The organism is Cypionkella sp. (assembly GCF_028290025.1).
In the GTDB taxonomy this organism is placed as follows: Bacteria; Pseudomonadota; Alphaproteobacteria; order Rhodobacterales; family Rhodobacteraceae; genus Cypionkella.
Genome location: NZ_JAQGKQ010000093.1, coordinates 40,745 through 67,297, shown reverse-complemented (window position 1 = coordinate 67,297; position 26,553 = coordinate 40,745). Strand labels below are relative to the sequence as shown.

The window sequence follows — 26,553 nt, the reverse complement described above, 5'->3', positions numbered from 1 at the left end:
AAAATTGTCAGATCACGCCGTTTTCAGATCGGCAATCAGCGCGTCAATATCACCGCCGCGCTTATCCAGCATAGCGCCGACTTCGGTCCGCTCGGACGCCAGCATATTGACGCCCTCAATGATGATGTTGAAGAACAGGTTGCGACCAGATTTATCCGACACATGCCAGCGCAAATCAAACGGCGCTTGGCCCTTCAGATGTGCGACCGAAATCACCTCGTAATAGCTTTTAATCGCACGCGCGTCGGTAACTTCAATCGAGCCGCCGATAAACTCACGGAAACGCGAGCCGTATTTGCGGCTGATGTAGCCCTGAAACACCTTGGTGAAGCTTGCCATCTGCCCAGCCGAGGCTTTCTTCGCAGCGACGCCCAAAGCTGAACGCGCAATCGTTGGCACATCTGCGTAGCGACTGAAAATCCGCTCAAAATCACCATACATTGCGGTCTGCGATTTGCCGCTGGCGATCGTTGTGTTGATCTCAGCCACGGCTTTGCCGATCATCAGTTTGGCGTCATCCACCGTTAAGGCGAAGGATGGCAACGGCAGCGCAAGTGCCACCGAGCCCAAAGCAAAACCTGCCGCAAACCGGCGACGTGACATCATGGAATGGTTACTGTGCATAGGGGTCCTCAAAGCTTTCATCCGATGGGGCTTCGCCCAACGTGTAGTGGCGGTTTTGCAGATACAGCAGGCGCGCCTGCGCATAGGGATCTGCACTATCATATAGGATCGAATCCACCGTGTCGCTATGACGAGCGCGTGATCCAACCGTATCAATTACCTTCACGCCCGTCACATAATGGCTTTCCGGCGTATCCAGCAAGAATCGCAGCGGGTTGATCGCGTAATCGACAATCACACCAGCCGTATCGCGTTCTGTCGATGGCCCAACGATCGGCAACATCTGATAGTTGCCCTCACCGACACCCCATACATACAGCGTCTCGCCAAAGTCGGTTTCTTGCGCTGGCAACCCCAAAGCGGTCGAAGGGTCAAACAGCCCGCCGATCCCCGCTGTGCTGTTGACCGCAAACCGCAACGTATTGCGCGCCGCCCGCATCAATCGAAGTTGCAGTACGTTGTTGACGATATCGCCGGGGGTATCCAAATTGTTGGCGAAATTATGCACCCCGGTCAGAATAGGCCCGCGCCCATTGCCCGCCACACCAGCTACCGGCTGCAACACCGCTTTATCCAGCGCGACGTTGAACGCAAAAACCCTACGGTTAAGCGCCTCATTCGGATCGCTCATCGCCGGAGCCGTTGGCGCTTTCGCACACCCCGCCACCATCAACAGACAAGCAATCCCGACACAACCAGCAGCTATTGTGCTGGTCACTTCAGAAAGAGATGGAATCAGTGCGGCCATACTTCTACATTCCCGTCGAGCATTAAGCCCAAGCATAGATTTTGTGAGTGAAAGACAAGCGATAAGCGGCGTCGGAGTCTAAGACAACGGCCAAAAGTTGCCAAGCGGTGACGCTGGATGATTTCCGCCGATACTTTTGGGGATTAAAATAGGCCGCTGGACGAAAACCGTCTGCGGGACGAAACACGCGACAAGCAGAAACGGAGATGGCGATGAGCCAAATAGATAACCGTCGCGGTGAAGCAGAGCTTCGCGCGGCACGGGCCGATCAACGCGGCCTGTTGTGGGCAGTTGCCTTGTTCTCGGTTTTCGCGAATGCACTACAACTGACCGGTTCGCTTTATATGTTGCAGGTCTACGACCGTGTGCTGGGCAGCAGGTCAGAGGCCACCCTCGTCGCCCTTTCGGTGCTGGTGACGTTCCTGTTCCTCGCCCTTGGCATCCTCGACAACGTTCGCGCTCGCGTGATGGCCCGCATCGGTGCCAAGATGCAGGACCGCCTTGACCGCCGGGTGTTTTCTGCCGCGATGCGCCGCCTTACCCTGCAACCGAACGAACCCACCGCCATCGCAGCCCAACGCGATCTGGAGGCTATCCAGCGGCTGTGGGCCTCACCAGTTTTGCTTGCGCTGTTCGACTTGCCGTTCATGCCGCTGTTTTTCATCGCGATTTACATCTTCCACCCCTATCTGTTCGCGCTTTCTCTGGTCGGCGGCATCGTCCTTGTTATCGTCACCATCCTGAACCAACGCCTTACCCTCGCGCCGCTGACCCGCACCAATAACCTCACCCTCGGTGCCGAGCGAATGTCCGATCTGATCAAGGGCGAATCCGAAACCGTGCAAGCCTTGGGTATGACCTCGGCCGCCTTCGACCGCTGGCAAAAGGCGCGTGGAGCCGCCCTCGCCGCCAGCATCAAAGCTGGCGACCTTGCGGGCAGCTTCGGTGGCATCACAAAAACCTTCCGGGTGTTCCTTCAATCGGCGATGCTTGGCCTCGGTGCTTACCTCGTGCTGCAAGGCCAGCTTTCCTCGGGCGCAATGATCGCGGGCTCTATTCTGATGGGCCGCGCGCTGTCGCCCATCGAGCAGGTCATCGGCCAGTGGGCCATCATTACCCGTGCGCAAGAAGCCAACCGCCGCCTGTCTGACCTGCTGACCAGAATGCCGGAAGAACCGCGCCGCACCGCCCTGCCGCATCCAAAAGCGGTGCTAGAGGCCCAAAACCTGACGGTGATTCCCCCGGGCGAACAACAAGCCGTGCTGCGGGCGATCAATTTCCGGCTTGAACCCGGCCAAGCCCTCGGCGTCATTGGCCCGTCCGGCGCAGGCAAATCCACCCTAGCCCGCGCCTTGATCGGCGTGTGGAAACCCGCAGGCGGCAAAGTTCGTCTGGATGGCGCGACCTTGGATCAATACGACCCCGACATATTGGGCAGCTATATTGGCTACTTACCGCAGCGCATCACGCTGTTTGACGGCACGATCGCCGAAAACATCGCCCGTCTGCAAGACCACGCCGATCCAACAAAAATCATCGACGCCGCCAAACGTGCCGCTGCGCATGAGATGATTATCAAGCTGCCCGAAGGCTATGACACCCGGATTTCTCAGATCGGCGGTCGGCTCTCTGGCGGCCAAATCCAGCGCATCGGCCTTGCCCGCGCTTTGTACGACAACCCGGTAATTCTGGTGCTGGATGAGCCGAACTCGAACCTCGACAATGACGGCACCATTGCGCTGAACACCGCAATTCGCACCACCAAAGAAGCGGGTGGCGCGGTGCTGATTATGGCCCACCGCCCCGCCGCAATTCAGGAATGTGAGCTACTGTTGGTGCTTGAAGACGGTATGCGGCGCGCCTTCGGTCCCCGCGATGCCGTTCTGCGCGAGATGGTGAAAAATCACAGCCAAATTGTCCAAGCGACAGCGCCCGGAGGCGTATCATGAGCCAGACGCCCGTGCAGCTTCGCCCCGCCACAGGCTCAACCGCGACCATTTTACCCGTAGCAGCCGCAACCGCAGCAGCCTCATCCGCAGCCGCCAATCCGCCGTCCAGTCTCGCTCCCGCATGGTCAGCCCGCCGCCCGGTGATCCTCGGGCTTGTTACCGTTGCGCTCTTGATATTCGGTTTTGGCGGCTGGTCGCTGACCACTGAAATTGACGGCGCTATCGTCGCCGGCGGCCAGCTTGAGGTTGAGCAGAACAAGCAAATCGTAAACCACCCTGACGGTGGGGTTGTTGCCGAAATTGCGGTGAAAGAAGCACAAGCGGTGAAAGCGGGTGATTTGCTGATCCGGCTGGACGGCAGCTTGCTGCAATCGGAGCTCTCTATCGTTGAAGGCCAGTTGTTTGAAATGCTCGCCCGCAAGGCCCGTCTGGAAGCCGAACGTGACGACAAAGATGCGCCAAACTTCAGCGGTGAAATCGCCGATCTTGCCAAAACCCGCGCCGATGTGGCCGAACAGATCGAAGGCCAGCGCAACCTTTTCTTTGCCCGCAAGGAAAGTCTTGCCCGCCAAGGCGATCAATTGGTCAAACGCGAAGGCCAGATCACCTCGCAGATTGAAGGCATAGACGCCCAGATAGACGCATTAAAACAACAGCTCGCCCTTATCCAACAAGAGCTGACGGCGCAGCAAACCTTGCTGGACAAGGGTCTTGCACAATCCAGCCGAGTGCTTGAATTAGAGCGCAACAAGGCATCGCTGCAAGGCAGCATGGGGGAGCTGATCTCTTCCAAAGCCCAAGCCGAAGGCCGTGGCACCGAGATTGATCTGGAGGTTTTGCGCCTCGCCGCCGTGCGCCGCGAAGAAGCCAGCACGCAACTGCGCGACCTTGGTCCGCAAGCCTTGGAACTCGTCGAACGTCGCCGCGCCCTGATCGAACGCATCGCCCGGCTAGAGATTCGCGCGCCAGTTTCGGGGCTGGTGCTTGGCCTGCAAGTCACCTCGCCGCGCTCGGTTTTGCGCGCAGCCGAACCCGTGCTCTATATCATCCCGCAGGATCGCCCCTTGGTCATTACCGCGCAGATTCAACCGATCCATATTGATGAAGTCCACGTGGGCCAACACGTACGGCTGGCGTTTCCGGCATTTTCGGCGCGCACCACACCAGAGATTTTCGGCCATGTCGCGACGATTTCGGCGGATGCTTTGGTCGATCAACGCACCCAAGCCAGCTATTTCCGCGCCGAGATTCTGTTGGATGAGGGCGAGTTGGCCAAGCTGAAAACCCAAACCCTACTGCCCGGTATGCCAGTTGAGGCGTTCATAGAAACCGGCGCACGCTCGCCGATGAGCTACCTTTTGAAACCGTTTACCGACTATTTCAAAATGGCATTCCGCGAGGAGTGAGTAATAGCAAGCTGACGCTTCACTTTGCCAATGCCGGGGGGTTTCACACCCCCGGCCCCCGGTGGGATATTCAAGCGGAGAGGATGACATTTGGTGAACTGGCTTTGAAAATTGCGCCAATCGTTAAAATTCGCTTAAGCGCACCCCCCTAACCCATTGATTTATAACAGATGAGAATTCCGCCACACGTGGACACGCAAGGCTTGCCCCGAGCCGCGCCCACAGGTAGCCTGCCGCCAAACCTGATCAGGAGCCGAATATGTCCAGCATCGAAACCCGCCTTGCCGAGCTCAACGTTACCCTGCCCGACGCCCCGGCCCCGGCTGCAAACTACGTCCCGTTCGTGCAGGTAGGCTCGCTGGTTCATATCTCGGGCCAGATCAGCCAAACATCGGGCGGCCTGATCAAAGGAAAACTCGGGGCTGATGTGACTGTCGAGGCCGGGGCCGAAGCCGCGAAAGCCTGCGCCATCTCTCTGCTCGCCCAACTGAAGAAGGCATGCGGCGGCGATCTTTCCCGCGTGGTTCGGGCGGTGAAACTGGTCGGCTTCGTCAACTCCACACCAGAGTTCACCGACCAACCGAAAGTCATTAACGGCGCGTCAGATTTCCTCGTAGCCGTTCTTGGCGACGCAGGCCGCCACGCAAGATCAGCCGTCTCCGCCGCTTCCCTCCCCTTCGGTGTCGCTGTCGAGATCGAAGGCATCTTCGAGATCAATTGATGCGCGTCCCCCTGCCCTCCGCTTTCCTAACCACCCCGCTGGCCCACCGCGCCTACCATGATCGCAGCTTGGGCCGCCCGGAAAACTCCCGCGCCGCGATCACGGCCGCGATCGATGCGGGCTACGGGATTGAGATCGACTTGCAACTGTCCAGCGACGGCGTCCCGATGGTTTTCCATGACGAGTCATTGGATCGCCTCACCACCACCAACGGCCTGATCAAACACCAGACCGCTGCCAACCTCGGACAGACAAAACTGCGCGACAGCGACGAAACGATACCCACGCTGCAAGAGATTCTCGACCTCGTCGCAGGTCGCACCCCGCTGCTGATTGAGATCAAAGATCAGACCGATACGATGTCGCACACCGACGGGCGTCTTGAAACCGCCGCCGCCGCCCTGCTAAATAGCTACAACGGCCCCGTCGCGGTTATGTCGTTCAATCCGAACTCTGTCGCTCACATGGTCCGACTCGCCCCGAAAGTCCCTCGCGGCATCACCACCTCAGCCTATGATCCCGCAAACTGGGCCCCCCTCTCGCCCGCAACCTGCGACCACCTGCGCGAAATCGCAGACTACGAGAGCACCCTTTCCAGTTTCATCAGCCACGAAGCCGCAGATCTCGCCCGCCCTCGCGTCGCAGAGTTAAAAAGCCAAGATGCGTCTATTCTGTGCTGGACTATCCGCAGCGTGCAGGCAGAGGTTGAGGCCCGTAAAATTGCGCAGAATATCACCTTTGAAAGTTATCCGGCGGCCCGATCAGCTTGACGAAGCTTGCCGTTAGACCATCTTCACCACAGCAGAAATACCGTGGCGCAGAGGCGAAATGGCCTGCACCAAACCCAAAATAGGCGGACCATGCAAGCAGAGCTTCTTAACGGCATGTCCGACCTGAGCGCCGCCGAGTGGGATAGACTCGCCTGTCCCGAAGCTGGTCGCCCAATCGACCCGTTCACCACGCACCGGTTTTTGTCAGCGCTGGACCGCTCTCATTCTACCGGCAAAGGCACCGGCTGGCTGCCCCGCCCGCTGATCTTGCGAGATACCGACCCCGTCGCCGCGCTGCCGCTCTATGTCAAGTCCCACAGCCAGGGCGAGTATATTTTCGATCACGGCTGGGCAGAGGCATTGGAGCGGTCGGGCGGGCAGTATTACCCCAAACTGCAAGCCGCGGTACCATTCACTCCAGCCTCGGGGCGGCGCTTTCTCGGCGACCCCAACCTGCGAGGGACGCTGCTCGATGCTGCGATTGGCTTGGTAGAACAAAACAAGATATCCAGCCTGCACATCACCTTTTGCACAGAAGATGAGGCGGAATCTCTGGCGGGCAAGCATGGATTGTTGCACCGGATTACGCAGCAATTCCATTGGGAGAATCGCGGTTACGCGGCGTTCGACGATTTCCTCGCTGATCTGTCTAGCCGCAAGCGCAAGATGATCCGCAAGGAACGCGAGACAGCGCGCGCAAGCGGCTTAATGATGCGCAACCTGACTGGCGAGCAGATCGAGCCCGCCCATTGGGATGCGTTCTGGAGGTTTTATCAGGACACTGGCAGCCGCAAATGGGGAACCCCCTATCTGACGCGCGCTTTCTTCGATGAGGTGCAGGCCACGATGCGCGACGACGTGCTGCTGGTTATGGCATTTCGCGGCGAAACTCCGGTTGCCGGGGCGTTAAACTTCATCGGCCGTGACACGCTTTACGGCCGCTATTGGGGCTGCGTTGAAGATCACCCCTGCCTGCATTTTGAGTTATGCTATTATCAGGCAATCGACTGGGCGATAAGCCATGGCCTTAGTCGGGTCGAGGCGGGCGCACAGGGCGAACATAAACTCGCGCGCGGTTATTTGCCGATGCCAGTGCACTCGCTGCACTACATCGCAGATCCGGCTTTTCGGAGAGCGGTGGAAAGGTATCTTGTTGAAGAACGCCGCGCAGTTGGCGAAGAAATTGAAGTGCTGACCGCTTACGGCCCATTCCGCCACGTGTCATCCGAGGGTTAACATGCTTATATTTTATACCAACCCGCAGAGCCGAGCGCGCATTTCGCATTGGATGCTAGAAGAAGTTGGACAGCCTTACGAGACACGCGTGCTCGAATACGGCACGACAATGAAGGCTCCGGAATATCTGGCGATCAATCCAATGGGCAAAGTTCCTGCGCTCGTCCACGACGGTCAGGTGATCACCGAAGGCGCTGCGATTGTGACATATCTGGCAGATGCCTTTCCCGAGGCGGGGTTGATGCCTACCAATCGGGCCGCCTTTTACCGCTGGATGTTTTTCGGCGCGGGTCCAGTAGATGCTGCCGTCACCAACAAGGCATTGGGCGTTGAGGTACCGCCAGAACGTCGCGGCATGGTGGGCTATGGTAGCCTATCGGCGGTCTGCGATGTGCTGGCCAATCAACTTGAAAAGGCTACCTATATCTGCGGCGACAGCTTTTCCGCTGCCGATGTGTACGTAGGTTCACTGATCGGTTTTGGCATGAGCTTTAACACTATCGAGCCGCGTCCAGTGTTTTCTGACTATTGGGCGCGTCTAAAGCAACGCCCTGCGTATATAGGCGCTAACGCACTCTGCGACGCACTTTTGGCAAAGGAAAATTGATGGCCGACTTGCTCAATTCTGAAGAACGTGCCGCGTTACCCGCTTTAGGTGAAACCGGATGGGGTGCGGTGTCGGGCAGAGATGCTATCCGCAAAATATGGAAGTTTAAGAGCTTTTCGGAAGCGTGGGGTTTTATGTCTCGCGCCGCTTTGGCTGCTGAAAAACTGAACCATCACCCGGAGTGGTCAAATAAATACAATATAGTGGACGTCACCTTGATCACGCATGATTGCAACGGTCTGTCAATTTTGGACCTGAATTTGGCGAAGCAAATGGACAAGGCGGCTGGCGATGCTGCTGTGGCGCGCGATCATTCCGAGCCAATTTCTTGTTTGTGCGAAGCGCACAGAAACCGCATCGGATAGTTGATTGTGACTCTGTCATCAGATTGAGCGAAGGCAGAGTCACAAATTATTCAGATTGCCGCGAGCATAGCTTCGCCACCCGAGATTTCGCAGCCTCCGCCCGGTTGTTCGACGTTCAGGACTTTCACAACGCCGTCAACCGCATAAAGCGCGTAGCGTTTTGAGCGGTCAAAGAACCCGACTGCGGGGGCAGAGAACTCCATCCCCACTGCTTTGGTGAAGCTGGCATCGACATCAGCCGCCATGGTGATGCCAGCGGCACTGGCCCCCGTCGCGTCTCCCCATGCTTTCATAACGAAGGCATCGTTGACGGAAATGCAGATCACCTCGTCCACGCCTTTGGCTGAGAGTTTTTCGCGGGTACGAATGAAGCTTGGCACATGCGCAGTGGTACAAGTGCTGGTGTAAGCGCCCGGCAGAGCAAAAATCACCACGTTGCGCCCTGCGAGCTTGCTAGCAAGCGATACAGCCTCCGGCCCATTTCCGCCCATCACTTGCAAAGTTGCATCCGGCAGTTTGGTTCCAACAGAAATCGTCATACTCTATCCCTCTTGCGTTGCATTACCCGTCCTGCGGGATATAGGGTCCGCGCGAACATTCGACCAGAGGAAGTGCGCATGACCGACATCGTAGTAATTGGGGCCGGGCAGGCTGGGGCCGCGCTCGTGGCAAAATTGCGCGTGCTGGGGCATGAGGGAAACATCACTTTGATCGGCGATGAGACCGCTCCGCCCTATCAACGTCCACCATTGTCAAAAGCCTACCTGTTGGGTGAAATGGACGAAGAACGTCTCTGGCTGCGCGGCCATGATTTTTACGCTGAACATGGCATTACCTTGAAATTAGGGCATAAAGTTTCAGCGATTGAGCCTATCACCCGCAAGGTGATGATCGGCAATGACGTGATTTCTTATGATGAACTGGTGCTGACCACCGGATCTTATCCACGGCGTTTGCCCACCAATATCGGCGGCGATCTTGCAGGAATTCACACCGTTCGCAGCTTGGCAGACGTCGACGCTATGAAAGTTGAATTCGTGGCGGGGCGGCGTTTGGTCGTCGTTGGCGGCGGATATATTGGGCTGGAAGCAGCGGCCGTGGCGGCGAAACTTGGGTTGGATGTGACCGTTGTCGAAATGGCACCGCGTATTCTACAACGGGTGGCTTCCCCTGAAACCAGTGATTACTTCCGGGCGCTGCACAAAGCACATGGCGTGAAAATCCTCGAGTCCACTGGATTGGAGCGGATTTTGGGCGAACATCGTGCCTCTGGCGTCCGGCTCAGCGATGGCACTGAACTTGCCGCCGATTTCATCATCGCGGGCGTAGGGATTCTTCCTGGCACAGGTTTGGCCGAAGCTGCGGGTCTGGCGATTGATAACGGCATCAAAACTGATGAATTTGGCCGCACCTCTGACCCGCATATCTGGTCTGCTGGCGATTGTGCCAGTTTTCCGCACAAAGGCGGGCGCTGGCGGTTGGAGTCAGTGGGCAATGCGATCCACCAAGCCGAAACCGTCGCGGAAAACATCATGGGTGCGAACGTGGTTTACGATGCCCAGCCATGGTTTTGGTCGGATCAGTATGAATGCAAACTGCAGATCGCGGGGCTAAATGTGGGCTACGACAACATCGTCACGCGCGGCCCGGATGGTGACAGCGTCAGCTTCTGGTATTTCTTGGGAAACACCTTGCTAGCCGTTGACGCAATGAACGATCCGCGGGCCTATATGGTGGGTAAGCGCCTGATAGAGAACGGCAAATCGCCCGCCAAAGCTGCGTTACAAGACCCGTTGACCGATATGAAATCCCTGCTGAAAGCATGAGGATCATTGGCGGCACCGCACGCGGGCTGCATCTTTCTCCGGTCGGGGCTGGTGACGCTCAGGCGCATCTTCGCCCCACGTCGGACCGTGTGCGTGAGGCCATATTTAACCTGCTGATCAATGGCGGCTACGGCAATCCGCTGAATGGCGCGCGAATTCTGGACGTGTTTGCAGGCACCGGCGCTCTGGGCCTGGAGGCGCTTTCAAGAGGTGCAACCGAGGCTGTCTTCATCGAGAACGGCGCTGCCGCGACAGCTTTGCTAAAGCGGAATATCGCGCTGATGCGAGCGGAAAACGCTTGCGAAATTTTGCGGCGCGATGCCAGTAATCCCGGCCTCAATCCCGGCGCTGCGTTTGATGTCATCTTTCTCGACCCGCCCTATGGCAAAGCGATGGGAGAGGCAGCTTTGATGGCACTTTCGACGTGGCTAGCGCCGGAAGCGCTTGTTATATGGGAAGAAAGCGTACCACCAAAAGCCCCACCCGGATTTGAGCAACTTGATAAGCGCAGATACGGTGACACTCTCGTGACCATTTTGAAGGCCCCCGCATGATCCTTAGCGCTGTGATTTTTGATTGTGACGGTGTGGTCGTCGACAGCGAACCGTTGCTGTTTGAATTGCTGGCCGAGGAACTCGCCCAGCACAATCTGCCGATGCAACCAGACGCATTGCATCACACCTTTCTGGGCATGACCTTGCAGGGCTTGCGCGACAAAGCGAACGCAATGGGCGCAAAACTTCCGATAGGATGGTGCGACGCTTTTTACGACCGGCTTTACGCCAAACTGCGGCTGGGCACGCCACTGGTGCAGGGCATTTTGCCAGTGCTTGATGCGTTGGATGCGGCAGGAATTCCGTTTGCCATGGGCTCCAATGGATCCGCTGAGAAAATGCAAATTACCCTCGGGCAGCATGGGCTGATTACACGGTTCAAGGGCCTATACTCCGGCCAAAGTCTCGGCAAACCAAAGCCAGCACCGGATCTTTATCTGCACGCCGCGGCAGCACTAGGCGTCGATCCGAGCACATGCGTGGTAATCGAAGACAGCCCAACAGGTGCGCGCGCCGCCAAAGCTGCGGGAATGCGCTGCATGGGTTATGCACCACTTGGTAATGTCAATCTTGCTGCCGAGGGCGCAGTTGTTTTCAACGACATGAAGGATTTACCCCGTCTATTGGGCGTTTAGCTCCAAGTGGGGTGAAACTTCCCGGCCGGCGACAACGTAAAAATTTCACAGCCCGTCGCCGTGATCCCGACCGAATGTTCAAATTGCGCCGAAAGCGATTTGTCGCGCGTCACAGCGGTCCAATCATCGGCCAGCACCTTGGTTTCGGGGCGGCCCAAATTAACCATCGGCTCTATGGTAAAAATCATGCCTTCTTCCAACACCGCACCGGTGCCTGGACGCCCGTAATGCAGCACATTTGGCGGAGCGTGGAATACCCGCCCCAGCCCATGCCCGCAGAAATCCCGCACGACTGACATGCGATTTGCTTCGACAAAACTTTGAATAGCATAACCAATGTCGCCGAAAGTATTGCCCGGCTTTGCCGCTGCGATGCCGCGCATCAGCGATTCGACAGTCACTTCAATAAGCCGTTCAGCTTTGCGCGGCACAGAACCTGCAACATACATACGGCTGGTATCGCCAAACCAACCATCAACAATCACCGTCACGTCAACGTTGAGGATATCTCCATCCGCCAATATCTTGGCTCCCGGAATACCATGGCACACGACATGGTTAACACTAATGCACGACGCATGCTGATAGCCCTTGTAACCAATGGTGGCCGATACCACACCGCGCCGCTCAATCTCCTCCCGGATAAAGTCGTCGAGCAAGGCTGTTGTTACGCCGGGCCTTACATATTGCGCGACCATATCAAGAATTTCGGCGGCACAGCGCCCAGCGGCTCGCATTCCTGCGAAATCCGCGTCTTCGTAGATGCGAATGCCGTTTTTGGTCACGCGGCCACGGATGTCTTCCACGGGTTATCCTCCGGTTTGGCTTTAAATAAGCCATGCAAAGCGGCTTTGCCAGAGGGTCAGTGCGGGCTATGTCAGCTGTGTCGATACAAAGCTGGTTGATCACCTCGCTTAGACCTATATTTGAGAAATTCGAAAAGGAGTACCTCATGCCCAACCCAACCGCCGCCATGCTGGTGATCGGTGACGAGATCTTGTCGGGACGCACTCGCGATTCGAATCTGCACTACATTGCCTGCGAGCTGACCAAGCATGGCATCACCTTGGCAGAAGCGCGGGTGGTGGCGGATGATCACGCCGAGATTGTCGAGGCCGTGCAGGCTTTATCTAACAAGTATGACCATCTGTTCACCTCTGGCGGCATTGGCCCGACCCACGATGACATCACCGCCGATGCGATTGCGGCGGCGTTCGGCGTGGCGATCACCCACCGCGCAGATGCCATGGCGCTGATGAGCGCACATTATGAACGACAGAACATGCCGTTTAACGAGGCACGGCAGCGTATGGCGCGCATACCCGATGGCGCCGCCCTGATTGACAACCCAGTCTCGATTGCGCCGGGTTTCAGCCTGAACAATGTGCATGTCATGGCCGGAGTGCCAAAGATATTTGAGGCGATGCTGGCCTCGGTGCTGCCAACGCTGACCGGTGGTCCACCGTTGCTTTCGCAAACCTTGCGCGTGCAGCGTGGTGAGGGTGAGATTGCTGCGGACTTTGGCGCTCTTGCTGCCCAATTCCCCGACCTTTCGATGGGGTCCTATCCGTTCACGCAAAATGGAAGCTTCGGAACGAATCTGGTAATCCGCGGCACAGATCCGGGACGGGTAAGCGCTGCCATGCTGCGGTTGACCGAGTTGTTCGAATGACATCCGCAGTCATAGATGCCGAACGGCTTCAGCAAGTGATGGAGGCGACTTGGCGTACCGCCGCAGCCAGCAAAGCTGGGCCTTGGACGATCCGTGAAGGCAAGGGCGGCGGCAAACGTGTGTCTGCAGCGACGGCTGATGGCGACTGGCAAGACACCGATATTCCTGTCGCTGAAACGGCTATGGCCGCGTTGGGGCAGTCAGCGCTATTCGTGATCCGAGCGGGCGACGACAGGCTTGATCAGGCGCTGATGGCACGCGGCTATCGGATTGTTGACCCGGTCGTAGCCTATGCGGCACCGATAGCGACGCTAGCACTACCGCCGGAGCCAATGACGACTTTTCCGCATTGGCCACCGATGGCAATCGCCGCTGACCTGTGGGCAGAAGGCGGTGTCGGCGCGGCACGTTTGGCAATCATGGATCGGGTGGTGGGGCCGAAAACAGCCATCCTAAGCCGTGCCCAAGACCGCGCAGCTGGGATTGCCTTCGTTGCGGTGCACGAAAACTTCGCGATGCTGCATGCGCTAGAGGTCACGACCCGTCAGCGCAGGCAGGGTTCCGCGCACAACATCTTGCGGGCTGCGGCCATTTGGGCGCAAGACAACGGGGCAGATATGTTGTTAGTGATCGTCACCGTGGCGAATGATGCGGCCCGCAGGCTTTACGCTTCCTTGGCGATGAAGGTTGTGGGACAATATCACTATCGACAGAAATGAGCCCACAGAGGCCAAGCAAATGAAAAATTCGACGCTTCGTGTAGTCTTTGCGATCGGCTCATTTTGCTGCGCCACGGTTGCGCAATCTGCACCAATGTTAAACATCCAATTTCCCGGCCCTTCTGAGTCAACGCTGCAGCGCAATGAGGCTTTGGCCTCGTTTCGCCTCGCTGTCGGGCCATTTGCCGCGGGTACGATCGCGATGCAGCAGACCGAAGGCAACCTCGACCAACGGGCTTGGCGTGTAGAGGTGCCAAGGGTGTCGACGTTGGAACTGATCCAATCATTGCGCAGTCAGATCGCTGCGGCTGGTTTCAAAGTAATTTTCGAATGCGAGACCGAGGCTTGCGGTGGCTACGATTTCCGCTTTGGAACAGAGGTAGTGGCAGAACCGGACATGCACGTCGATCTGGGGGACTTCCGGTACCTTGCGGCGGAACGGGCGGGGCTCAAGGGCAAGGAATATCTCGGGCTTTTGGTCAGCAAATCGCCAGAAAACGGCTACGTACAGTTGACCAGAATCGGTGGCGAGACGGCTACGCTGGCGGCTGCATCACCCCAATCATCAGAGCCCGCCGCACAAGCTGACATTGGAGATTTGAAGCCCGCAGATGCGGCGCAATCCGCGTCCGATTTGGGTGCTCGGCTAGATCTTGGTCAAGCACAAGTACTGGAGGATCTGGTTTTCACGTCGGGCTCGTCAGAGTTGGCCGACGGCAAGTATGCGTCATTGGTGGCTCTTGCCGGGTGGCTGAATGCCAATCCCACAAAGACCGTGGCGCTGGTTGGCCATACTGATGCCTCGGGCGGGCTGGCGAGCAACACGGCACTGTCGAAGAAGCGGGCTGAAAGTGTGCGGCAGGTGCTTGTGACAAGTTATGGCGCGACCGAGGCGCAAATCAGCGCGGATGGCGTCGGCCCGCTTGCGCCGCGTGCCAGCAATCTGACGCCCGATGGCCAACAGAAAAACCGAAGGGTCGAGGTTGTTCCAACCCTGACCCCGGAATAACATCGCTAGTCACTAACGCTAAGTCTCACCAAACGTCTGGGCCCTTATCAAGATACCTACGTGCAAGAAAGTCGATGAACGCGCGGACTTTCGGTTGGGTGAATCGCCCGGGCGGATAGACCGCGTAGATCCCAAGTGTCTCAACTGGCAGGCCCGCGATAGCTTCTTCAACCTGACCGTTTTTCATCGCATCGGCATAGAGGAAGCTGGGCAGGTAAGCGATACCAAGCCCAGAGATCGCCGCATTTAGCAGGCTTTGACCGTCATTAACAGTCAGCCAGCCGGCCGTCCGTACCTGCCGCTTTTCACCTGAAGGCGCAGAAACTTTCCAGACATTTCCGTTGGCTTGGTTGGAATAATGCAGAAGTTTGTGTTCGTTGAGGTCGTCGATTTTGAGTGGTCGTCCGTATTTCTGAAAATACGATGGGCTGCCAATCATCCGCTTGGTGGTGTCAGTCAATTTGCGGGCGCGCAACGAGCTGTCTTCGAGTTCCCCAACCCGAATAGCCATATCGAAGCCCTCAGAAATTAGCTCCACATAGCGATTGTTCAGCACCATGTTGACGGTGATATCGGGATATTCTAGCAGGAAATCCCCCAAGATTGGCGACAAAAGGTTCACGCCAAAGTCGGTCGCCACCGAAATACGCAGCAATCCAGATGGCGCGGATTGCATTGATGTGACCAAGGCATCCGCCTCACCCGCATCGTTCAAAACCCTCCGGGCGCGATCATAATACGCCAAGCCGATCTCTGTCGGTGAAACACGGCGCGTGGTGCGATTTAGCAATCGCGCCCCCAAGCGAGCCTCTAAGGCAGAGACGTGCTTTGAGACAGCGGACTTAGAAATCCCCATCTTCTTCGCAGCGTCAGTGAAGCCGCCCTGGTCTACGACCGTGGCAAACGCTTCCATTTCAGTGAGTCGATCCATTGTTGTCCCCAAGCGAGCAGAGTGGGCAGATGTGATCTTATTGATCGTCAAATCAGGCAAGATCGGGGCGAGGCTGCGTCCTATCCGGGGTATTACGGCGGATCGTTCATGCGGTGGAAACACCGCAGCAAACGGATCGTTCCCTCCACGGGTTTAATTATGTAATCGAAGCCGCGAAACAGCACTGCCCTCAGGTGCGTTGTCGCCAAATTATCTGACGAAGTTGCCTGACTGACGCTGCGATCACCTAAGTCGCCGCTAACGACGGAACCAACCGAGCCTTTGCGCGTTGATCTTGCGCAATCGCATCGGTGGGCGCGGATTCTAGCAGCGACTGATGTGGATTCGGGTGTGTTGAGCCAATCTCAGCGCGCTATATTTGATGTGATTATCGCCATGCTGGTCGCTAAATCGTCGGATCAACATGGAGTCATGATTCAGGGGATGAACTAATGAACGCGGAAAATCTAAAAGATTCGGCTTCTAATGCGCACAAGGCTGTAGACGATGCGGTTAAGCAAGTTGCAGAAAAAGTGACACAAGCAAGCAAGTCTGCACGCGAAAATGCTTCTGAGGTTTTCGATGATGCAAAAGACTTGGGTCAGAGTGCTGCACGCAAAGTAAAAGATAAGGCGGCCGAAGCTGCGGCAGCCGCTGAAGACCGTTTGGATGATTTAAGCGAGGCAGCGCAGTCACGGTTCAGTTCGGCACGCGCGAAGCTCTCCGACGGCGGCGATCGTTTGGCCAGCGCGCTGCGTGATGCAGCAGATGGAACGCGTACTGCCTCGGGCCGCGTGGTTGAAGCCGTGGCGGGTACTGTGACGGACGTGACAGAACAATTGCGTTCGGGTTCGATCAATGACCTCGTCGCCAGCAGTAAAGCCTATGCGCGTCGCAATCCTGGAACCGTGGTCGCTGGCGCGGCTGTTCTGGGTTTTGTCGTTGCGCGTTTCATGCAGTCGCCAAACCGCAATCGCGGCGGTCGATCATGAGAAATAACGACAACCGCACAACGTCAACATCCAAGCGCAGCTTTGGCAATCCTCGCCAAGATAACGGCAGCTTGAAAACGATGGGAAACTGAGATGCGAATGGATAATCTGGAACCCGATCTTATCGAGCAACAACTGCAGCGCGATCGTGCTGCATTGAAAGCCTCGCTCAGCGCGTTGGGCGATCGCTTTTCGGTGCAGGGCGTGGCAGGAAATTTGATGACTCAGGCACGCCAGATTGGCGGCGTCGCCAGAGCCAATCCTGCCTTGGTGTCCCTCGCGGGCGCGGGCTTGGCTTGGTATCTTCTAAGTCGCAAGCACGATGCGAACCGAGTTGATACCGAAGGTCTGAATGGCACAAAGTACGAAGCCCATGCGCGTTGGGAAGACGAAGGCGGCCCCACGATGCCGCTGGAAGACCCTGACTTTGACTGGGTCGCAGAAGCTGAGGCGCTTCGCCTGCAAGCCAACGCAACCCTGCATGGTTTGGAAGCCAAAGCGATGGACGGCATTGAATACGCTAAACAACGCGCGGCAGTGTTTGCTGATCTCGCGCGCGATGTTCGCAAATCTATGCACCGCGGCTTGGATCAACTTTCGACGGCGGCACAAGAGCGCATTGTCGCAGCGCGAGAAGCCGCTTATGAAGCTCAGCTAAGTTTGCGCAATGCCAGTTCAAAGGCCGTCAACGATCATCCTATTGCAATCATCAGCGCAGCCTTGGCGTTGGGCGCTGCAATTTGCGCTGTCGTCCGGCGGCGTCCGTCGGGTGAGCGGAAGATGGCAAAGGAACGCGACCGTTTGCTGGAAGAAACCCGCGACCTGCTATCGCAAGAGCGTCAGCGGGCACATACGGCGATGGATATTCTGGCCGGAAGTCGCAGCGCGCGTCAAACCTCGTAACGCGATCTGCATCAGCTTTTAGACCAGTAGGGCGTCGTTGTCGCAAGACAGCGGCGCCTATTTTTTGCGTTATCCCGTATCTCTCACCCGATGAAGCCTAAGCTGCGCTAATTTCCGGCAGTACTGGAACGTAGCCTTCGCGAATGGGAAAATCTACCGTCACATCTACCGCTTGAGCCGTATGGGCGACGCTGACTTTACCGCCGATTTGCTGGGCAAAACCCCGCACCAACTGTGCGCCAATCACCGTGGGGGTTGGTTGATCCGCCACCGCGGTGCCGATCACCGCCGGACCTTTTATGTGTAACCGCGCCTTTTGGCCTAAATCGATTCGCTTCAGCGACACTTCGATAGGATTAACATAAGCCTCGCTTGCTGCCATACCGGCCAGCAATTCGGTCAACAGCAACGCCAAAGGTACTGCTTGATCGGGGATGAGTTGAATCGGCTCAAAATCAGTTTCAATCTTGGGCTTATTTCCAGCGGCTTTGCCCATTCCGCTAATCTGCCGGATCACCCCGGCAAACAACGCATCCATCCGCACGTCGTTTTGCCCAGCGGTCTGGTAAAGCCCGATATGCACCGTTGCCAGTGCCATCACGCGATCATGCAGCCCTTCCAGAATAGAGCGCACCGTGCTGGATTGTTCCTGGCGCATGTGAATGCGCATTATCGAGGCGATAAGCTGCAAGCTATTGCCTGTGCGGTGATGCACCTCACGCAGCAAAATTTCCTTTTGCCGTAGGATGTTCTCAAGCTCGGCTTCGTCATGCAGAATAGTCTCTGTCAACACCTCGTAGGATCGGCCGAGTTCTTTGATCTCGGCCGGACTGCCAGCCAGACTAAGCGCGGCCTGTTTGCGGTCACCGCCCGCGAAACCAGTCATCGCCGCACCAAGGCGCCGCATATGTCGTGCCACCAAAGTTTCAGCGCCCAACAGAGCCATCAGCATCGCAGACAACCACATCAGCATCGGGAATATGTAGGGGCTGATATCATGGCCCAGTAACATCAGGCTGTCAGCTTGGCCCCAAGAGCCCAACAAAAAAAGCCCGTCAGCCATTGGCACGACAGAAAATATCCGGCTCTCACCCTCCAGCGAACGCGCCGAGAACGTGCGCGCCGTGCCGTTCGCAAGATCTTTCAGCGTGGTATTGCTGGGAATGTTGGCAGCAGCCTCGTTCAGGCCAACCGAAGAGGTCAATACAGTGCCTTCGGCATCGAAGGTCACCAGCGCCAACGGGTCTGCTGAACTGGTGGCAGGCACAGTATTGTTCACTTCGGCCAAGGTTTTATGCGGCATCGAAATGTACATAAACCCGATCCGCGTACCACCGTCATCATAAACAGGGTGCGTGACCCCGAGCACGGAAACACCCGAAACCGCACCTTTAGGGTTGACCGAAAATCCCGGACGGTCAAAAGCCGCGATCTTTTTGAAACGTTCGCTTTGCGAAAAATCAAAGTCTTTATCGACCGAAGAGCAGGTCATTTTGCCTGAAAGCGGAACATATGCCACCAACGATAGCGCCGGATTCTGTTTCGCTATCGCCTTCATAAGCTGCCGGCATCTGGCATTTTCGTCTAATCGGTCCACCACGGTCTGTGCCAAGGTGGCAGCCGTTACTTGAGCGTGTTGGATCAACCGAATCTCGGGAGCGGCTGCCCGTGTCGTTTCATCCATAATGGCGAGCACAGAACGTTGCCGAGCTTCGGTGTTGGCGGCCTGCGATTGTAGCAATCCTAAAAAGCCAAGCGGCAACATTGCCACCGCCACCATCAACGCAAGGCGCGCGCCCAGCCGTTGAAAAAACGGCGGACGCGCAGACAGGGACGGCGGTAAACGTGTCATCCCATTGCGGCCGATCCACGCGCCATAACGGCCTCGGTGACTGCGTCAACGCCCGAAAACATCCCCTCACCTTCGGCCAAGCCCAATAGTTGCGACAATCGACGTCGCGCTCGGCTGGCGCGGCTTTTCACGGTTCCCGTGGCAACGCCCATCATCGCGGCGGCCTCTTCGGTGGTAAAACCAGATGCACCCACCAGAATAAGCACTTCACGGTGCTCGTCGGACAATGCGTCAAAGGCCCGGAGAAAATCAGTGAACGCCATGCGCCCATCATGCGCCGGTTTCACACTTAACGTCGCAGCGAAATTGCCCTCAGGGTCCGCGACTTCACGCCGAGATTTGCGAAGACTGGAGTAGTAGGTATTGCGCAAAATTGTGAACAACCACGCTTGCAGGTTGCTCCCGCGCTGGAACTTATCAATGCTGCTCCAAGCTTTAAGTATGGTCTCCTGCACCAAATCGTCCGCAGAAGACACGTTTCGAGTCAAACTAATCGCAAAAGCCCGCAAGGGTCGCAGATGTTCGACAAGCTGATCTCGCGGATCTACACCGCCATCTGGCTCCGTGGTCACTTCAATGCCTCGTTCGCTTTCAACTGTTGCAGCAGTTGTTTGAAACGATCTGGAACCTCTTCAACCAGCACAGCTTCGTAAACCCTTTTCAGGTTTTCTTCGATCTGCGTTTTGATCTGGTTTGCTTGCGCATCCAGCTCTGCTTTTGACCCCTGATTTTGCATTACAAACAATTTCCTGTCATCATCACGGAACCAAACGCGGTTCCTTGCGTTTGGTTCCCAAGAAAAATGTATAGGGGAGCAACTGAATGAGCAATAATTCTAGCGTCGGTTTGGCAGACACAGTGGGCCTGCATCTGCCAATGTTACGGCGCTATGCTCGTGCATTAACTGGCAACCAGACCAGCGGAGATCGCTACGCCTTGGCAGCTCTGGAAACTGTCTTGGCCGAGCCAGCATTAATCGCCGAAGCAACTGATGCGAAAGTTGCGCTTTTCAATGTTTTCCATATGGTTTGGGCAAGTTCCGGTGCGCCTGTCGGTCAGGCCGACAACCGATTGTCCGCAGCCGCACAGGCTCATATGGCAGATTTGACACCTAACAGCCGTGAGGCGTTACTGCTGCATTTTGTTGAAGGCTTTACCGCCGAGCAGATTGGCGCAATCATGCAGACCGACGCCGAGGAGGCACTCGGCCTGATTAACATGGCTCTGCGTGAAATGACGGGAACCGTGAGCGGACGTATCATGGTGATCGAAGACGAAGCGATCATCGCGATGGATATCATCGCTATAGTAGAGGCGATGGGCCATCAAGTAACCGGCGTTGCCCGCACCCGTAAAGAGGCGGTGGCGCTGGCGAAGTCTGATATGCCCGACCTTATCCTCGCCGATATTCATCTGGCCGACAGTTCTTCCGGTATTGATGCGGTGAATGATATTCTTGCTGGCTTCGATCACATCCCGGTTATCTTTATCACGGCGTTTCCAGAGCGCCTGCTGACCGGCGAACGTCCAGAGCCTGCGTTCCTGATTAACAAACCCTACTCCGAAGAGCAGGTGCGGTCCTCGGTAAGTCAGGCGATGTTCTTCGCCTCTACCGAGACGCTGATGGAAAGCGAAAGCAACTAAAATACCGACCAGTTTCCTTGCGCGTGCCCTATGAATAGGCGCGCGCATTTGCTGTTTCCTTTCTGACGCACTTGCCTTATGGGCTTTCGATACATGCGTGTGAGCCCGCTTTGGCAGAATCATCCCTTCACGTCTGAAGGGGCCTTGGGGCTTTTGCGCGACAAAATTTAACCGACCCCAAGGATACCATATCAATGGCAAATACTGCCCAGTCCAAAAAACGCGCTCGCCAGTCTGAAGCTCGTCAAGACATCAACAAGGCGCGCCGCTCGCGCATCCGTACTTTCCTTCGCAAGGTTGAAGAAGCATTGGCTTCGGGCAACCAAGACGCAGCTGCTTTGGCGCTGAAAAATGCTCAGCCAGAATTGGCGCGTGGCGTTAGCAAAGGCGTGATGCACAAGAATACCGTGTCACGCAAAATCTCGCGTTTGGCATCGCGCGTCAACGCGCTGGCGACCCCTGCAGCTTAACTCGGGCTTAGGTCCGAATTCGTCAGACTTGGACTTACGTTAGGGCGCGCGCCGAAAGGCCGCGCCCTAGTGCATTTTTGCACATTCGGTTGCGGTAAGAATCGGTCATCGGCTTTGGGACAATTGCCTGAACGCAACCAGATACCCCGTTCACACAGCAATTTCTCAAGCATTTCGCATCCAGCGTTGCCGATTTGCATGGCCAAAGGGATTCGCGAAACCAAAGTTCTGTCAAGCAACAAGTTCAGTTGCAGGCGGCCGCCGCAGCTTGCTAACTTGCCCAAGCGATTCACTTCGTCTGGGGGACAAGACGGCAATAAAAGCGGAAAATCAGGGGCGCAGCTGCCAAGCCATGCTCATAATAACCTGATATTATCTTTTGTTGTCCGACTGTTATACTGCTTGCGCCATTTTTGCGCTAACTAAACGAAAACGCCGTCGCCGGATCTTCCGGATGCGGAAGTTATAGTTTTGTCCTCGCCACCGCGCAGGGACACTCAAGCAGGTTTGGCAGTTTTGCCAAGCTGCATTGAGTGTTTTTCGGTGACAACAGTCGAGCTGAACCGTGTGGGAACGTGGGACAACTAGAAAGCGCCATCGGGTTTCCGAAAGGCGCTTGGGGAAGACGAGACAATGACGAATGAGGCCTGGGGCAAGGTGCGCGAAACGCTGGCAAAGCGGATCGGCAAGAACAATTACACCAGCTGGATCGAGCCCTTGCGTTGGGCTGGTCTGACTGACGGTGTGGCACGCTTTGAAGTGCCTACAACGTTTTTCGGCGATTGGGTGTCACGGAACTATTCCGATCATATTTTGGGTCTGCTGAATGCCGAAGGCCATCCAGTAGGCCGCGCAGAGTTTTTCGTGCCAGCCAATTCTCCTGCGCCGATGCCGACTCATACCGCGCTGGCTGCTGACAAACCTAGCCGCGTCAAGCCTTCTGCGCGCTACCGTTCGGACGATGATCTGCCCGGTGCCACGCTCGATGCGCGCTTTACCTTCGACAGCTTCGTTGTCGGCAAGCCCAACGAACTGGCGCATGCTGCTGCGCGCCGTGTCGCGGAGGGCGGCCCGGTTACCTTTAATCCGCTGTTCCTGTATGGTGGCGTCGGTTTGGGTAAGACCCACCTGATGCACGCGATTGCACATGAACTTCAGGCCCGCCAGCCGCAGCTACGTGTGCTTTATCTATCCGCCGAGCAATTCATGTACCGCTTCGTGCAAGCCTTGCGCGACAAGCAGATCATGGATTTCAAAGAGCTGTTCCGCTCGGTTGACGTGCTAATGGTCGATGACGTGCAATTCATCGCGGGCAAAGACAGCACCCAAGAAGAATTTTTCCACACCTTCAATGCGCTGATTGATCAGAACAAACAGATCGTCATCTCCGCTGACCGCGCGCCGGGTGAGATTAAAGATCTGGAAGACCGCATCAAATCTCGCCTCCAATGCGGATTGGTGGTTGATCTTCATCCCACCGATTACGAACTTCGTCTTGGCATCCTACAGCAAAAGGCCGAGTATTATCGCCAGCAATACAAAGGCTTGGCGATCTCTACCGGGGTTCTGGAGTTTCTCGCCCATCGCATCACCACAAACGTTCGCGTGCTGGAAGGCGCTTTGACTCGCCTGTTCGCTTTCGCCAGCCTTGTGGGCCGCGAAATCACGCTGGAACTGGCGCAAGATTGCCTTGCCGACATCCTGCGCGCTTCGGATCGCAAGCTTACCATCGAAGAAATCCAACGCAAAGTCGCCGAGCATTACAACATCCGCCTGTCGGATATGATCGGCCCGAAACGCCTGCGCAATATCGCCCGCCCACGCCAAGTCGCGATGTATTTCGCCAAGCAGCTAACCTCGCGCAGCTTGCCGGAAATCGGGCGCCGGTTTGGCGGCCGCGATCACACTACCATCATGCACGGTGTGCGCAAAATTGAAGAACTGATGACCACCGATTCGCAACTTTCAGACGATCTGCAACTGTTGCGGCGTCAGTTGCAGACCTAATCGGGGATCGCAGGCTTGACGGCCTGCGTATTCGTCCACAAAGTCCCGAAAATGCTTGTGAACCGGCCAGAACCGGGTAGTTTTGGCGTCCCTGCAAAGGGGCGTCGCCAAGGGGAACGAAATGAAGATCAGCATCGAACGCAGCATTCTTCTGAAGGCGCTGGCACAAGCGCAGTCAGTGGTGGAACGCCGCAACACCATTCCGATCCTCGCCAACGTGCTGATTGAAGCCGAGGGCGATACAGTATCGTTCCGCGCCACCGATCTGGATATAGAGGTAGTTGACCGCGCGCCTGCGATGGTGGAGCGCGCCGGGGCCACCACGGTGTCCGCCGTGATGCTGCATGAAATTATCCGTAAACTGCCCGATGGCTCGCTTGTGGCTCTGACAGAGGATGCCGCCACTGGTCGCCTGACGATTGCCGCTGGTCGCTCCACCTTCAGCCTCGCCACCCTGCCGCGCGAAGATTTCCCGGTAATGGCAACCTCCGAATATTCTTCAAACTTCTCGGCCCCCGCCCCAGTGCTGCGCCGCCTGTTTGACAAAGCAAAATTCGCGATTTCGACCGAGGAAACCCGCTATTACCTGAACGGCGTTTATATGCATGTCTCAACCGGAGACGTCGGCGCTGTGCTGCGTTGTGTGGCAACCGATGGCCACCGTCTCGCCCGCATTGATGCCCCCCTGCCCGAAGGCGCGCAGGGGATGCCCGGTGTCATCGTGCCGCGCAAGACTGTGAACGAATTGAAGAAACTGCTCGATGATGATTCCGCGATCATCGCGGTTTCAGTCTCGGAAACCAAAGTCCGCTTTGCGACACCGTTGATCACGCTGACTTCAAAAGTCATCGACGGCACCTTCCCCGACTACACCCGCGTCATCCCCACCGGCAACACCCGCCGCTTGGAAGTCGATGCCACCGAATTTGCCAAAGCCGTTGACCGCGTCGCCACCGTGTCGTCGGAACGCTCCCGCGCGGTGAAACTCAGCCTCGACGAAGACCGCCTGATCCTGTCCGTAAACGCGCCTGATTCCGGTGCCGCCGAGGAAGAACTGGCCGTGGCTTACTCTGACGAGCGTCTCGAAATCGGTTTTAACGCCAAATACTTGCTGGAAATCGCCAGCCAAGTAGATCGCGAAAACGCTGTGTTCCTGTTCAACTCGTCGGGCGACCCGACGTTAATGCGCGAAGGCAATGATATGTCGGCGGTCTACGTCGTCATGCCGATGCGGGTTTAAGACGCGCTTGGGGACTTGCCCCCATACCCTCAGAGTATTTAGGCCAATGTGAAAGGGATCAGCGTGAGCGGGCTTGCCATCACCGCGCTAACCCTCTCGCATTTCCGTAGCCATAAAGCCGCGCGGCTAGAATTTGATGGCCGCCCGGTGGCTATCGTTGGGCCGAATGGTGCGGGCAAGACCAATATCCTAGAAGCCATGTCGCTGCTATCGCCGGGCCGCGGTTTGCGTCGTGCCACTGCGGATGAGATCGCTCGCAAACCCGAAAGCCTCGGCTGGAAGATAACTGCCGATCTGCGCGGCTTTGGTGCCGATCATCAGGTGGAAACTTGGGCCGAAGGTGGCGACACGCGCTCTGTCCGCATCGATGGTAAAGCCGCCACCCAGTCCGCACTGGGGCGCATTGCCCGCGTGCTGTGGCTGGTGCCCGCGATGGATCGCTTATGGATTGAAGCTGCGGAAGGCCGTCGTCGCTTTCTCGACCGCATGACGCTGTCGTTCGTACCAGACCATGCCGAGGCGGTGCTGGCCTATGAAAAAGCCATGCGTGACCGCAACCGCTTGCTGAAGGACCAGATCACCGACCCGCATTGGTATGGCGCTTTAGAGGCTCAGATGGCCAGCGCAGGCGCACAGATCACTGCCAACCGTCAGGCGGCGTTAACTCAGTTGCGGCAGGCACAAGACGGTGCAGAGACCGCCTTTCCTCGTGCCGATCTGACCCTGACCACCATTGAGGACGCGGCCGACCTAAGCCTCGCCCTCTCCGAAAACCGCCGCCGCGATATGGCCGCTGGCCGCACGTTGATCGGCCCGCATCGCGCGGATATGTCCGCGATCTTCGCCGCCAAAGGCGTGCCAGCCGAGCAATGCTCTACTGGCGAGCAAAAGGCGCTGCTGATCAGTCTGATCCTCGCCAACGCCCGCGCTTTATCCACCGAACTGGGTGCCGCCCCGATCCTGTTGCTAGACGAAGTCGCGGCCCATTTGGATGCCGATCGCCGTGCTGCACTTTATGACGAGCTTTGCGCCTTGGGCGCACAGGCGTTGATGACCGGCACAGAAGCCGCGCTATTTGACAGCCTTGGCCCACGCGCGCAAAACCTAAGCGTCACTGAGATAAACGGCCTTTCCTCGGTGACAAAATGATCGAACAAATCCCGGAATGGGCGCTGACGCGTGCCGACGAAATGCAGATTGCCGATTTGCTGACCCGCTGTTTCGACACCGATTTCGATAATAAAAGCTATTACCGCCAGCGTCCGCACCTTAGGCTTATTCATCGCTTGAACGGCCAGATCATGGGACACATCGGCCTGCTGCTGCGCACGGTTCGGATGGCAGGCAAGCTAACCGATATTGCGGGAATGGCCGAGGTTTGCACCCATCCCGATCATCGCGGCCAACAGATTGCCAGCAGGCTCCTGCAAGCTGCGATCAAACTGGCCGACAGCACGCCCTCAGAATATCTCGTGCTGTTTGGTAAGGCATCGCTCTACGCAGGCCATGGATTTATTCGACATCCGAATGCGTTAACTTACCTAAATATCAGCAGTGGCCGCACCCAAGAGATTGCCACCGAACCCGCCGAAACTTTGATGGTGCTTCCATTGCGCGGTCAAGTCTGGCCTACCACTGCCCCGCTGGACATGCTCGGGCCACTCTTCTAAGCA

The 26,553-nt window shown here is 56.9% G+C and carries 29 protein-coding genes; 21 read left to right on the top strand and 8 right to left on the bottom strand.

Going from position 1 to position 26,553, the window contains the following annotated elements:
• Positions 1 to 12: 12 nt before the first annotated feature.
• Positions 13 to 603 (bottom strand): phospholipid-binding protein MlaC, encoded by a 591-nt coding sequence (locus JWS10_RS16835; RefSeq protein ID WP_299481817.1) that lies wholly within the window; start codon positions 601 to 603, stop codon positions 13 to 15.
• A gap of 10 nt (positions 604 to 613) precedes the next feature.
• A complete protein-coding gene (locus JWS10_RS16830; protein WP_299481772.1) occupies positions 614 to 1,372 on the bottom strand; it encodes a VacJ family lipoprotein in 759 nt (252 codons plus the stop codon).
• A gap of 212 nt (positions 1,373 to 1,584) precedes the next feature.
• Between JWS10_RS16830 and JWS10_RS16825 the strand changes: the two genes are divergently transcribed.
• The 7 genes from JWS10_RS16825 (at position 1,585) to JWS10_RS16795 (ending at position 8,426) form a co-directional block, all read left to right on the top strand.
• On the top strand, positions 1,585 to 3,321 hold the full coding sequence (locus JWS10_RS16825) for a type I secretion system permease/ATPase (RefSeq protein ID WP_299481768.1): 1,737 nt from the start codon (positions 1,585 to 1,587) through the stop codon (positions 3,319 to 3,321).
• Positions 3,318 to 4,727 (top strand): HlyD family type I secretion periplasmic adaptor subunit, encoded by a 1,410-nt coding sequence (locus JWS10_RS16820; protein WP_299508980.1) that lies wholly within the window; start codon positions 3,318 to 3,320, stop codon positions 4,725 to 4,727. Before JWS10_RS16825 ends, JWS10_RS16820 begins: the two co-directional genes overlap by 4 nt.
• A gap of 259 nt (positions 4,728 to 4,986) precedes the next feature.
• Positions 4,987 to 5,448 (top strand): RidA family protein, encoded by a 462-nt coding sequence (locus tag JWS10_RS16815; RefSeq protein WP_299481762.1) that lies wholly within the window; start codon positions 4,987 to 4,989, stop codon positions 5,446 to 5,448.
• Positions 5,448 to 6,218 (top strand): glycerophosphodiester phosphodiesterase family protein, encoded by a 771-nt coding sequence (locus JWS10_RS16810; protein ID WP_299508979.1) that lies wholly within the window; start codon positions 5,448 to 5,450, stop codon positions 6,216 to 6,218. Before JWS10_RS16815 ends, JWS10_RS16810 begins: the two co-directional genes overlap by 1 nt.
• Positions 6,219 to 6,308: 90 nt before the next feature.
• Positions 6,309 to 7,454 carry a GNAT family N-acetyltransferase gene (locus tag JWS10_RS16805; protein ID WP_299508978.1) on the top strand — a complete coding sequence of 382 codons (1,146 nt, stop codon included), beginning with the start codon at positions 6,309 to 6,311 and terminating at the stop codon, positions 7,452 to 7,454.
• A 1-nt stretch (position 7,455) separates the two neighbouring features.
• Positions 7,456 to 8,061: a glutathione S-transferase family protein gene (locus tag JWS10_RS16800; RefSeq protein WP_299508977.1), complete on the top strand. Its 606-nt coding sequence runs from the start codon at positions 7,456 to 7,458 to the stop codon at positions 8,059 to 8,061.
• Positions 8,061 to 8,426: a 4a-hydroxytetrahydrobiopterin dehydratase gene (locus JWS10_RS16795; RefSeq protein WP_366943551.1), complete on the top strand. Its 366-nt coding sequence runs from the start codon at positions 8,061 to 8,063 to the stop codon at positions 8,424 to 8,426. Before JWS10_RS16800 ends, JWS10_RS16795 begins: the two co-directional genes overlap by 1 nt.
• Before the next feature lie 50 nt (positions 8,427 to 8,476).
• On the opposite strand, the gene JWS10_RS16790 is transcribed toward JWS10_RS16795, so the two are convergent.
• Complete coding sequence (locus JWS10_RS16790; protein ID WP_299481750.1) at positions 8,477 to 8,965, bottom strand: peroxiredoxin; 489 nt, start codon at positions 8,963 to 8,965, stop codon at positions 8,477 to 8,479.
• 78 nt (positions 8,966 to 9,043) lie between these two features.
• Here JWS10_RS16790 and JWS10_RS16785 point away from each other — a divergent pair, with 78 nt between their 5' ends.
• The 3 genes from JWS10_RS16785 to JWS10_RS16775 are packed head-to-tail and all read left to right on the top strand — an operon-like array spanning position 9,044 to position 11,441.
• Positions 9,044 to 10,252, top strand: a complete 1,209-nt coding sequence (locus JWS10_RS16785; RefSeq protein WP_299508976.1) for an FAD-dependent oxidoreductase — start codon at positions 9,044 to 9,046, stop codon at positions 10,250 to 10,252.
• Positions 10,249 to 10,806: a 16S rRNA (guanine(966)-N(2))-methyltransferase RsmD gene (gene rsmD / locus JWS10_RS16780; RefSeq protein WP_299508975.1), complete on the top strand. Its 558-nt coding sequence runs from the start codon at positions 10,249 to 10,251 to the stop codon at positions 10,804 to 10,806. Before JWS10_RS16785 ends, rsmD begins: the two co-directional genes overlap by 4 nt.
• On the top strand, positions 10,806 to 11,441 hold the full coding sequence (locus JWS10_RS16775) for an HAD family phosphatase (protein ID WP_299508991.1): 636 nt from the start codon (positions 10,806 to 10,808) through the stop codon (positions 11,439 to 11,441). Before rsmD ends, JWS10_RS16775 begins: the two co-directional genes overlap by 1 nt.
• Here JWS10_RS16775 and map read toward each other — a convergent pair.
• Complete coding sequence (gene map, locus JWS10_RS16770) at positions 11,438 to 12,247, bottom strand: type I methionyl aminopeptidase (RefSeq protein WP_299481741.1); 810 nt, start codon at positions 12,245 to 12,247, stop codon at positions 11,438 to 11,440. The two genes, JWS10_RS16775 and map, sit on opposite strands and share 4 nt — an antisense overlap.
• A gap of 146 nt (positions 12,248 to 12,393) precedes the next feature.
• On the opposite strand from map, the gene JWS10_RS16765 reads away from it, so the two are divergent.
• Genes JWS10_RS16765 through JWS10_RS16755 form a run of 3 tightly spaced genes read left to right on the top strand, consistent with a single transcriptional unit; the run spans position 12,394 to position 14,841 of the window.
• Positions 12,394 to 13,113, top strand: coding sequence for a molybdopterin-binding protein (locus JWS10_RS16765; RefSeq protein WP_299481738.1), 720 nt, complete (start codon positions 12,394 to 12,396; stop codon positions 13,111 to 13,113).
• Positions 13,110 to 13,832 carry an N-acetyltransferase gene (locus tag JWS10_RS16760; protein ID WP_299508974.1) on the top strand — a complete coding sequence of 241 codons (723 nt, stop codon included), beginning with the start codon at positions 13,110 to 13,112 and terminating at the stop codon, positions 13,830 to 13,832. The genes JWS10_RS16765 and JWS10_RS16760 overlap by 4 nt, the downstream gene beginning before the upstream one ends.
• A 19-nt stretch (positions 13,833 to 13,851) precedes the next feature.
• Positions 13,852 to 14,841, top strand: coding sequence for an OmpA family protein (locus JWS10_RS16755; protein ID WP_299508973.1), 990 nt, complete (start codon positions 13,852 to 13,854; stop codon positions 14,839 to 14,841).
• A 25-nt stretch (positions 14,842 to 14,866) separates the two neighbouring features.
• Here the strand turns inward: JWS10_RS16755 and JWS10_RS16750 are convergent, their stop codons facing one another.
• A complete protein-coding gene (locus JWS10_RS16750; protein WP_299481733.1) occupies positions 14,867 to 15,772 on the bottom strand; it encodes a LysR family transcriptional regulator in 906 nt (301 codons plus the stop codon).
• Positions 15,773 to 16,224: 452 nt separating this feature from the next.
• On the opposite strand from JWS10_RS16750, the gene JWS10_RS16745 reads away from it, so the two are divergent.
• A complete protein-coding gene (locus JWS10_RS16745) occupies positions 16,225 to 16,764 on the top strand; it encodes a hypothetical protein (protein WP_299481730.1) in 540 nt (179 codons plus the stop codon).
• Between the two features lie 99 nt (positions 16,765 to 16,863).
• Positions 16,864 to 17,667 carry a hypothetical protein gene (locus tag JWS10_RS16740; RefSeq protein WP_299508972.1) on the top strand — a complete coding sequence of 268 codons (804 nt, stop codon included), beginning with the start codon at positions 16,864 to 16,866 and terminating at the stop codon, positions 17,665 to 17,667.
• A gap of 97 nt (positions 17,668 to 17,764) precedes the next feature.
• Here JWS10_RS16740 and JWS10_RS16735 read toward each other — a convergent pair whose 3' ends face one another.
• Genes JWS10_RS16735 through JWS10_RS16725 form a run of 3 tightly spaced genes read right to left on the bottom strand, consistent with a single transcriptional unit; the run spans position 17,765 to position 20,255 of the window.
• Positions 17,765 to 19,519 carry a sensor histidine kinase gene (locus tag JWS10_RS16735; protein WP_299508971.1) on the bottom strand — a complete coding sequence of 585 codons (1,755 nt, stop codon included), beginning with the start codon at positions 19,517 to 19,519 and terminating at the stop codon, positions 17,765 to 17,767.
• Positions 19,516 to 20,091 (bottom strand): RNA polymerase sigma factor, encoded by a 576-nt coding sequence (locus JWS10_RS16730; protein ID WP_299508970.1) that lies wholly within the window; start codon positions 20,089 to 20,091, stop codon positions 19,516 to 19,518. Before JWS10_RS16730 ends, JWS10_RS16735 begins: the two co-directional genes overlap by 4 nt.
• The gene (locus JWS10_RS16725) at positions 20,088 to 20,255 is read right to left on the bottom strand and encodes a NepR family anti-sigma factor (RefSeq protein ID WP_299481806.1); all 168 of its coding nucleotides are present in this window, start codon (positions 20,253 to 20,255) and stop codon (positions 20,088 to 20,090) included. The genes JWS10_RS16730 and JWS10_RS16725 overlap by 4 nt, the downstream gene beginning before the upstream one ends.
• Positions 20,256 to 20,341: 86 nt before the next feature.
• Between JWS10_RS16725 and JWS10_RS16720 the strand changes: the two genes are divergently transcribed.
• From JWS10_RS16720 to JWS10_RS16695, 6 genes are all read left to right on the top strand, one after another.
• Positions 20,342 to 21,163 carry a response regulator gene (locus JWS10_RS16720; protein ID WP_299508969.1) on the top strand — a complete coding sequence of 274 codons (822 nt, stop codon included), beginning with the start codon at positions 20,342 to 20,344 and terminating at the stop codon, positions 21,161 to 21,163.
• A 194-nt stretch (positions 21,164 to 21,357) separates the two neighbouring features.
• The gene (rpsT, locus tag JWS10_RS16715) at positions 21,358 to 21,633 is read left to right on the top strand and encodes a 30S ribosomal protein S20 (RefSeq protein WP_299481718.1); all 276 of its coding nucleotides are present in this window, start codon (positions 21,358 to 21,360) and stop codon (positions 21,631 to 21,633) included.
• A gap of 633 nt (positions 21,634 to 22,266) precedes the next feature.
• On the top strand, positions 22,267 to 23,640 hold the full coding sequence (gene dnaA / locus JWS10_RS16710; RefSeq protein WP_299508968.1) for a chromosomal replication initiator protein DnaA: 1,374 nt from the start codon (positions 22,267 to 22,269) through the stop codon (positions 23,638 to 23,640).
• Positions 23,641 to 23,761: 121 nt separating this feature from the next.
• Positions 23,762 to 24,880 (top strand): DNA polymerase III subunit beta, encoded by a 1,119-nt coding sequence (gene dnaN / locus JWS10_RS16705; RefSeq protein WP_299508967.1) that lies wholly within the window; start codon positions 23,762 to 23,764, stop codon positions 24,878 to 24,880.
• Between the two features lie 63 nt (positions 24,881 to 24,943).
• Positions 24,944 to 26,029 carry a DNA replication/repair protein RecF gene (recF, locus tag JWS10_RS16700; protein ID WP_299508966.1) on the top strand — a complete coding sequence of 362 codons (1,086 nt, stop codon included), beginning with the start codon at positions 24,944 to 24,946 and terminating at the stop codon, positions 26,027 to 26,029.
• The gene (locus JWS10_RS16695; protein ID WP_299508965.1) at positions 26,026 to 26,550 is read left to right on the top strand and encodes a GNAT family N-acetyltransferase; all 525 of its coding nucleotides are present in this window, start codon (positions 26,026 to 26,028) and stop codon (positions 26,548 to 26,550) included. The genes recF and JWS10_RS16695 overlap by 4 nt, the downstream gene beginning before the upstream one ends.
• Positions 26,551 to 26,553: the final 3 nt, after the last annotated feature.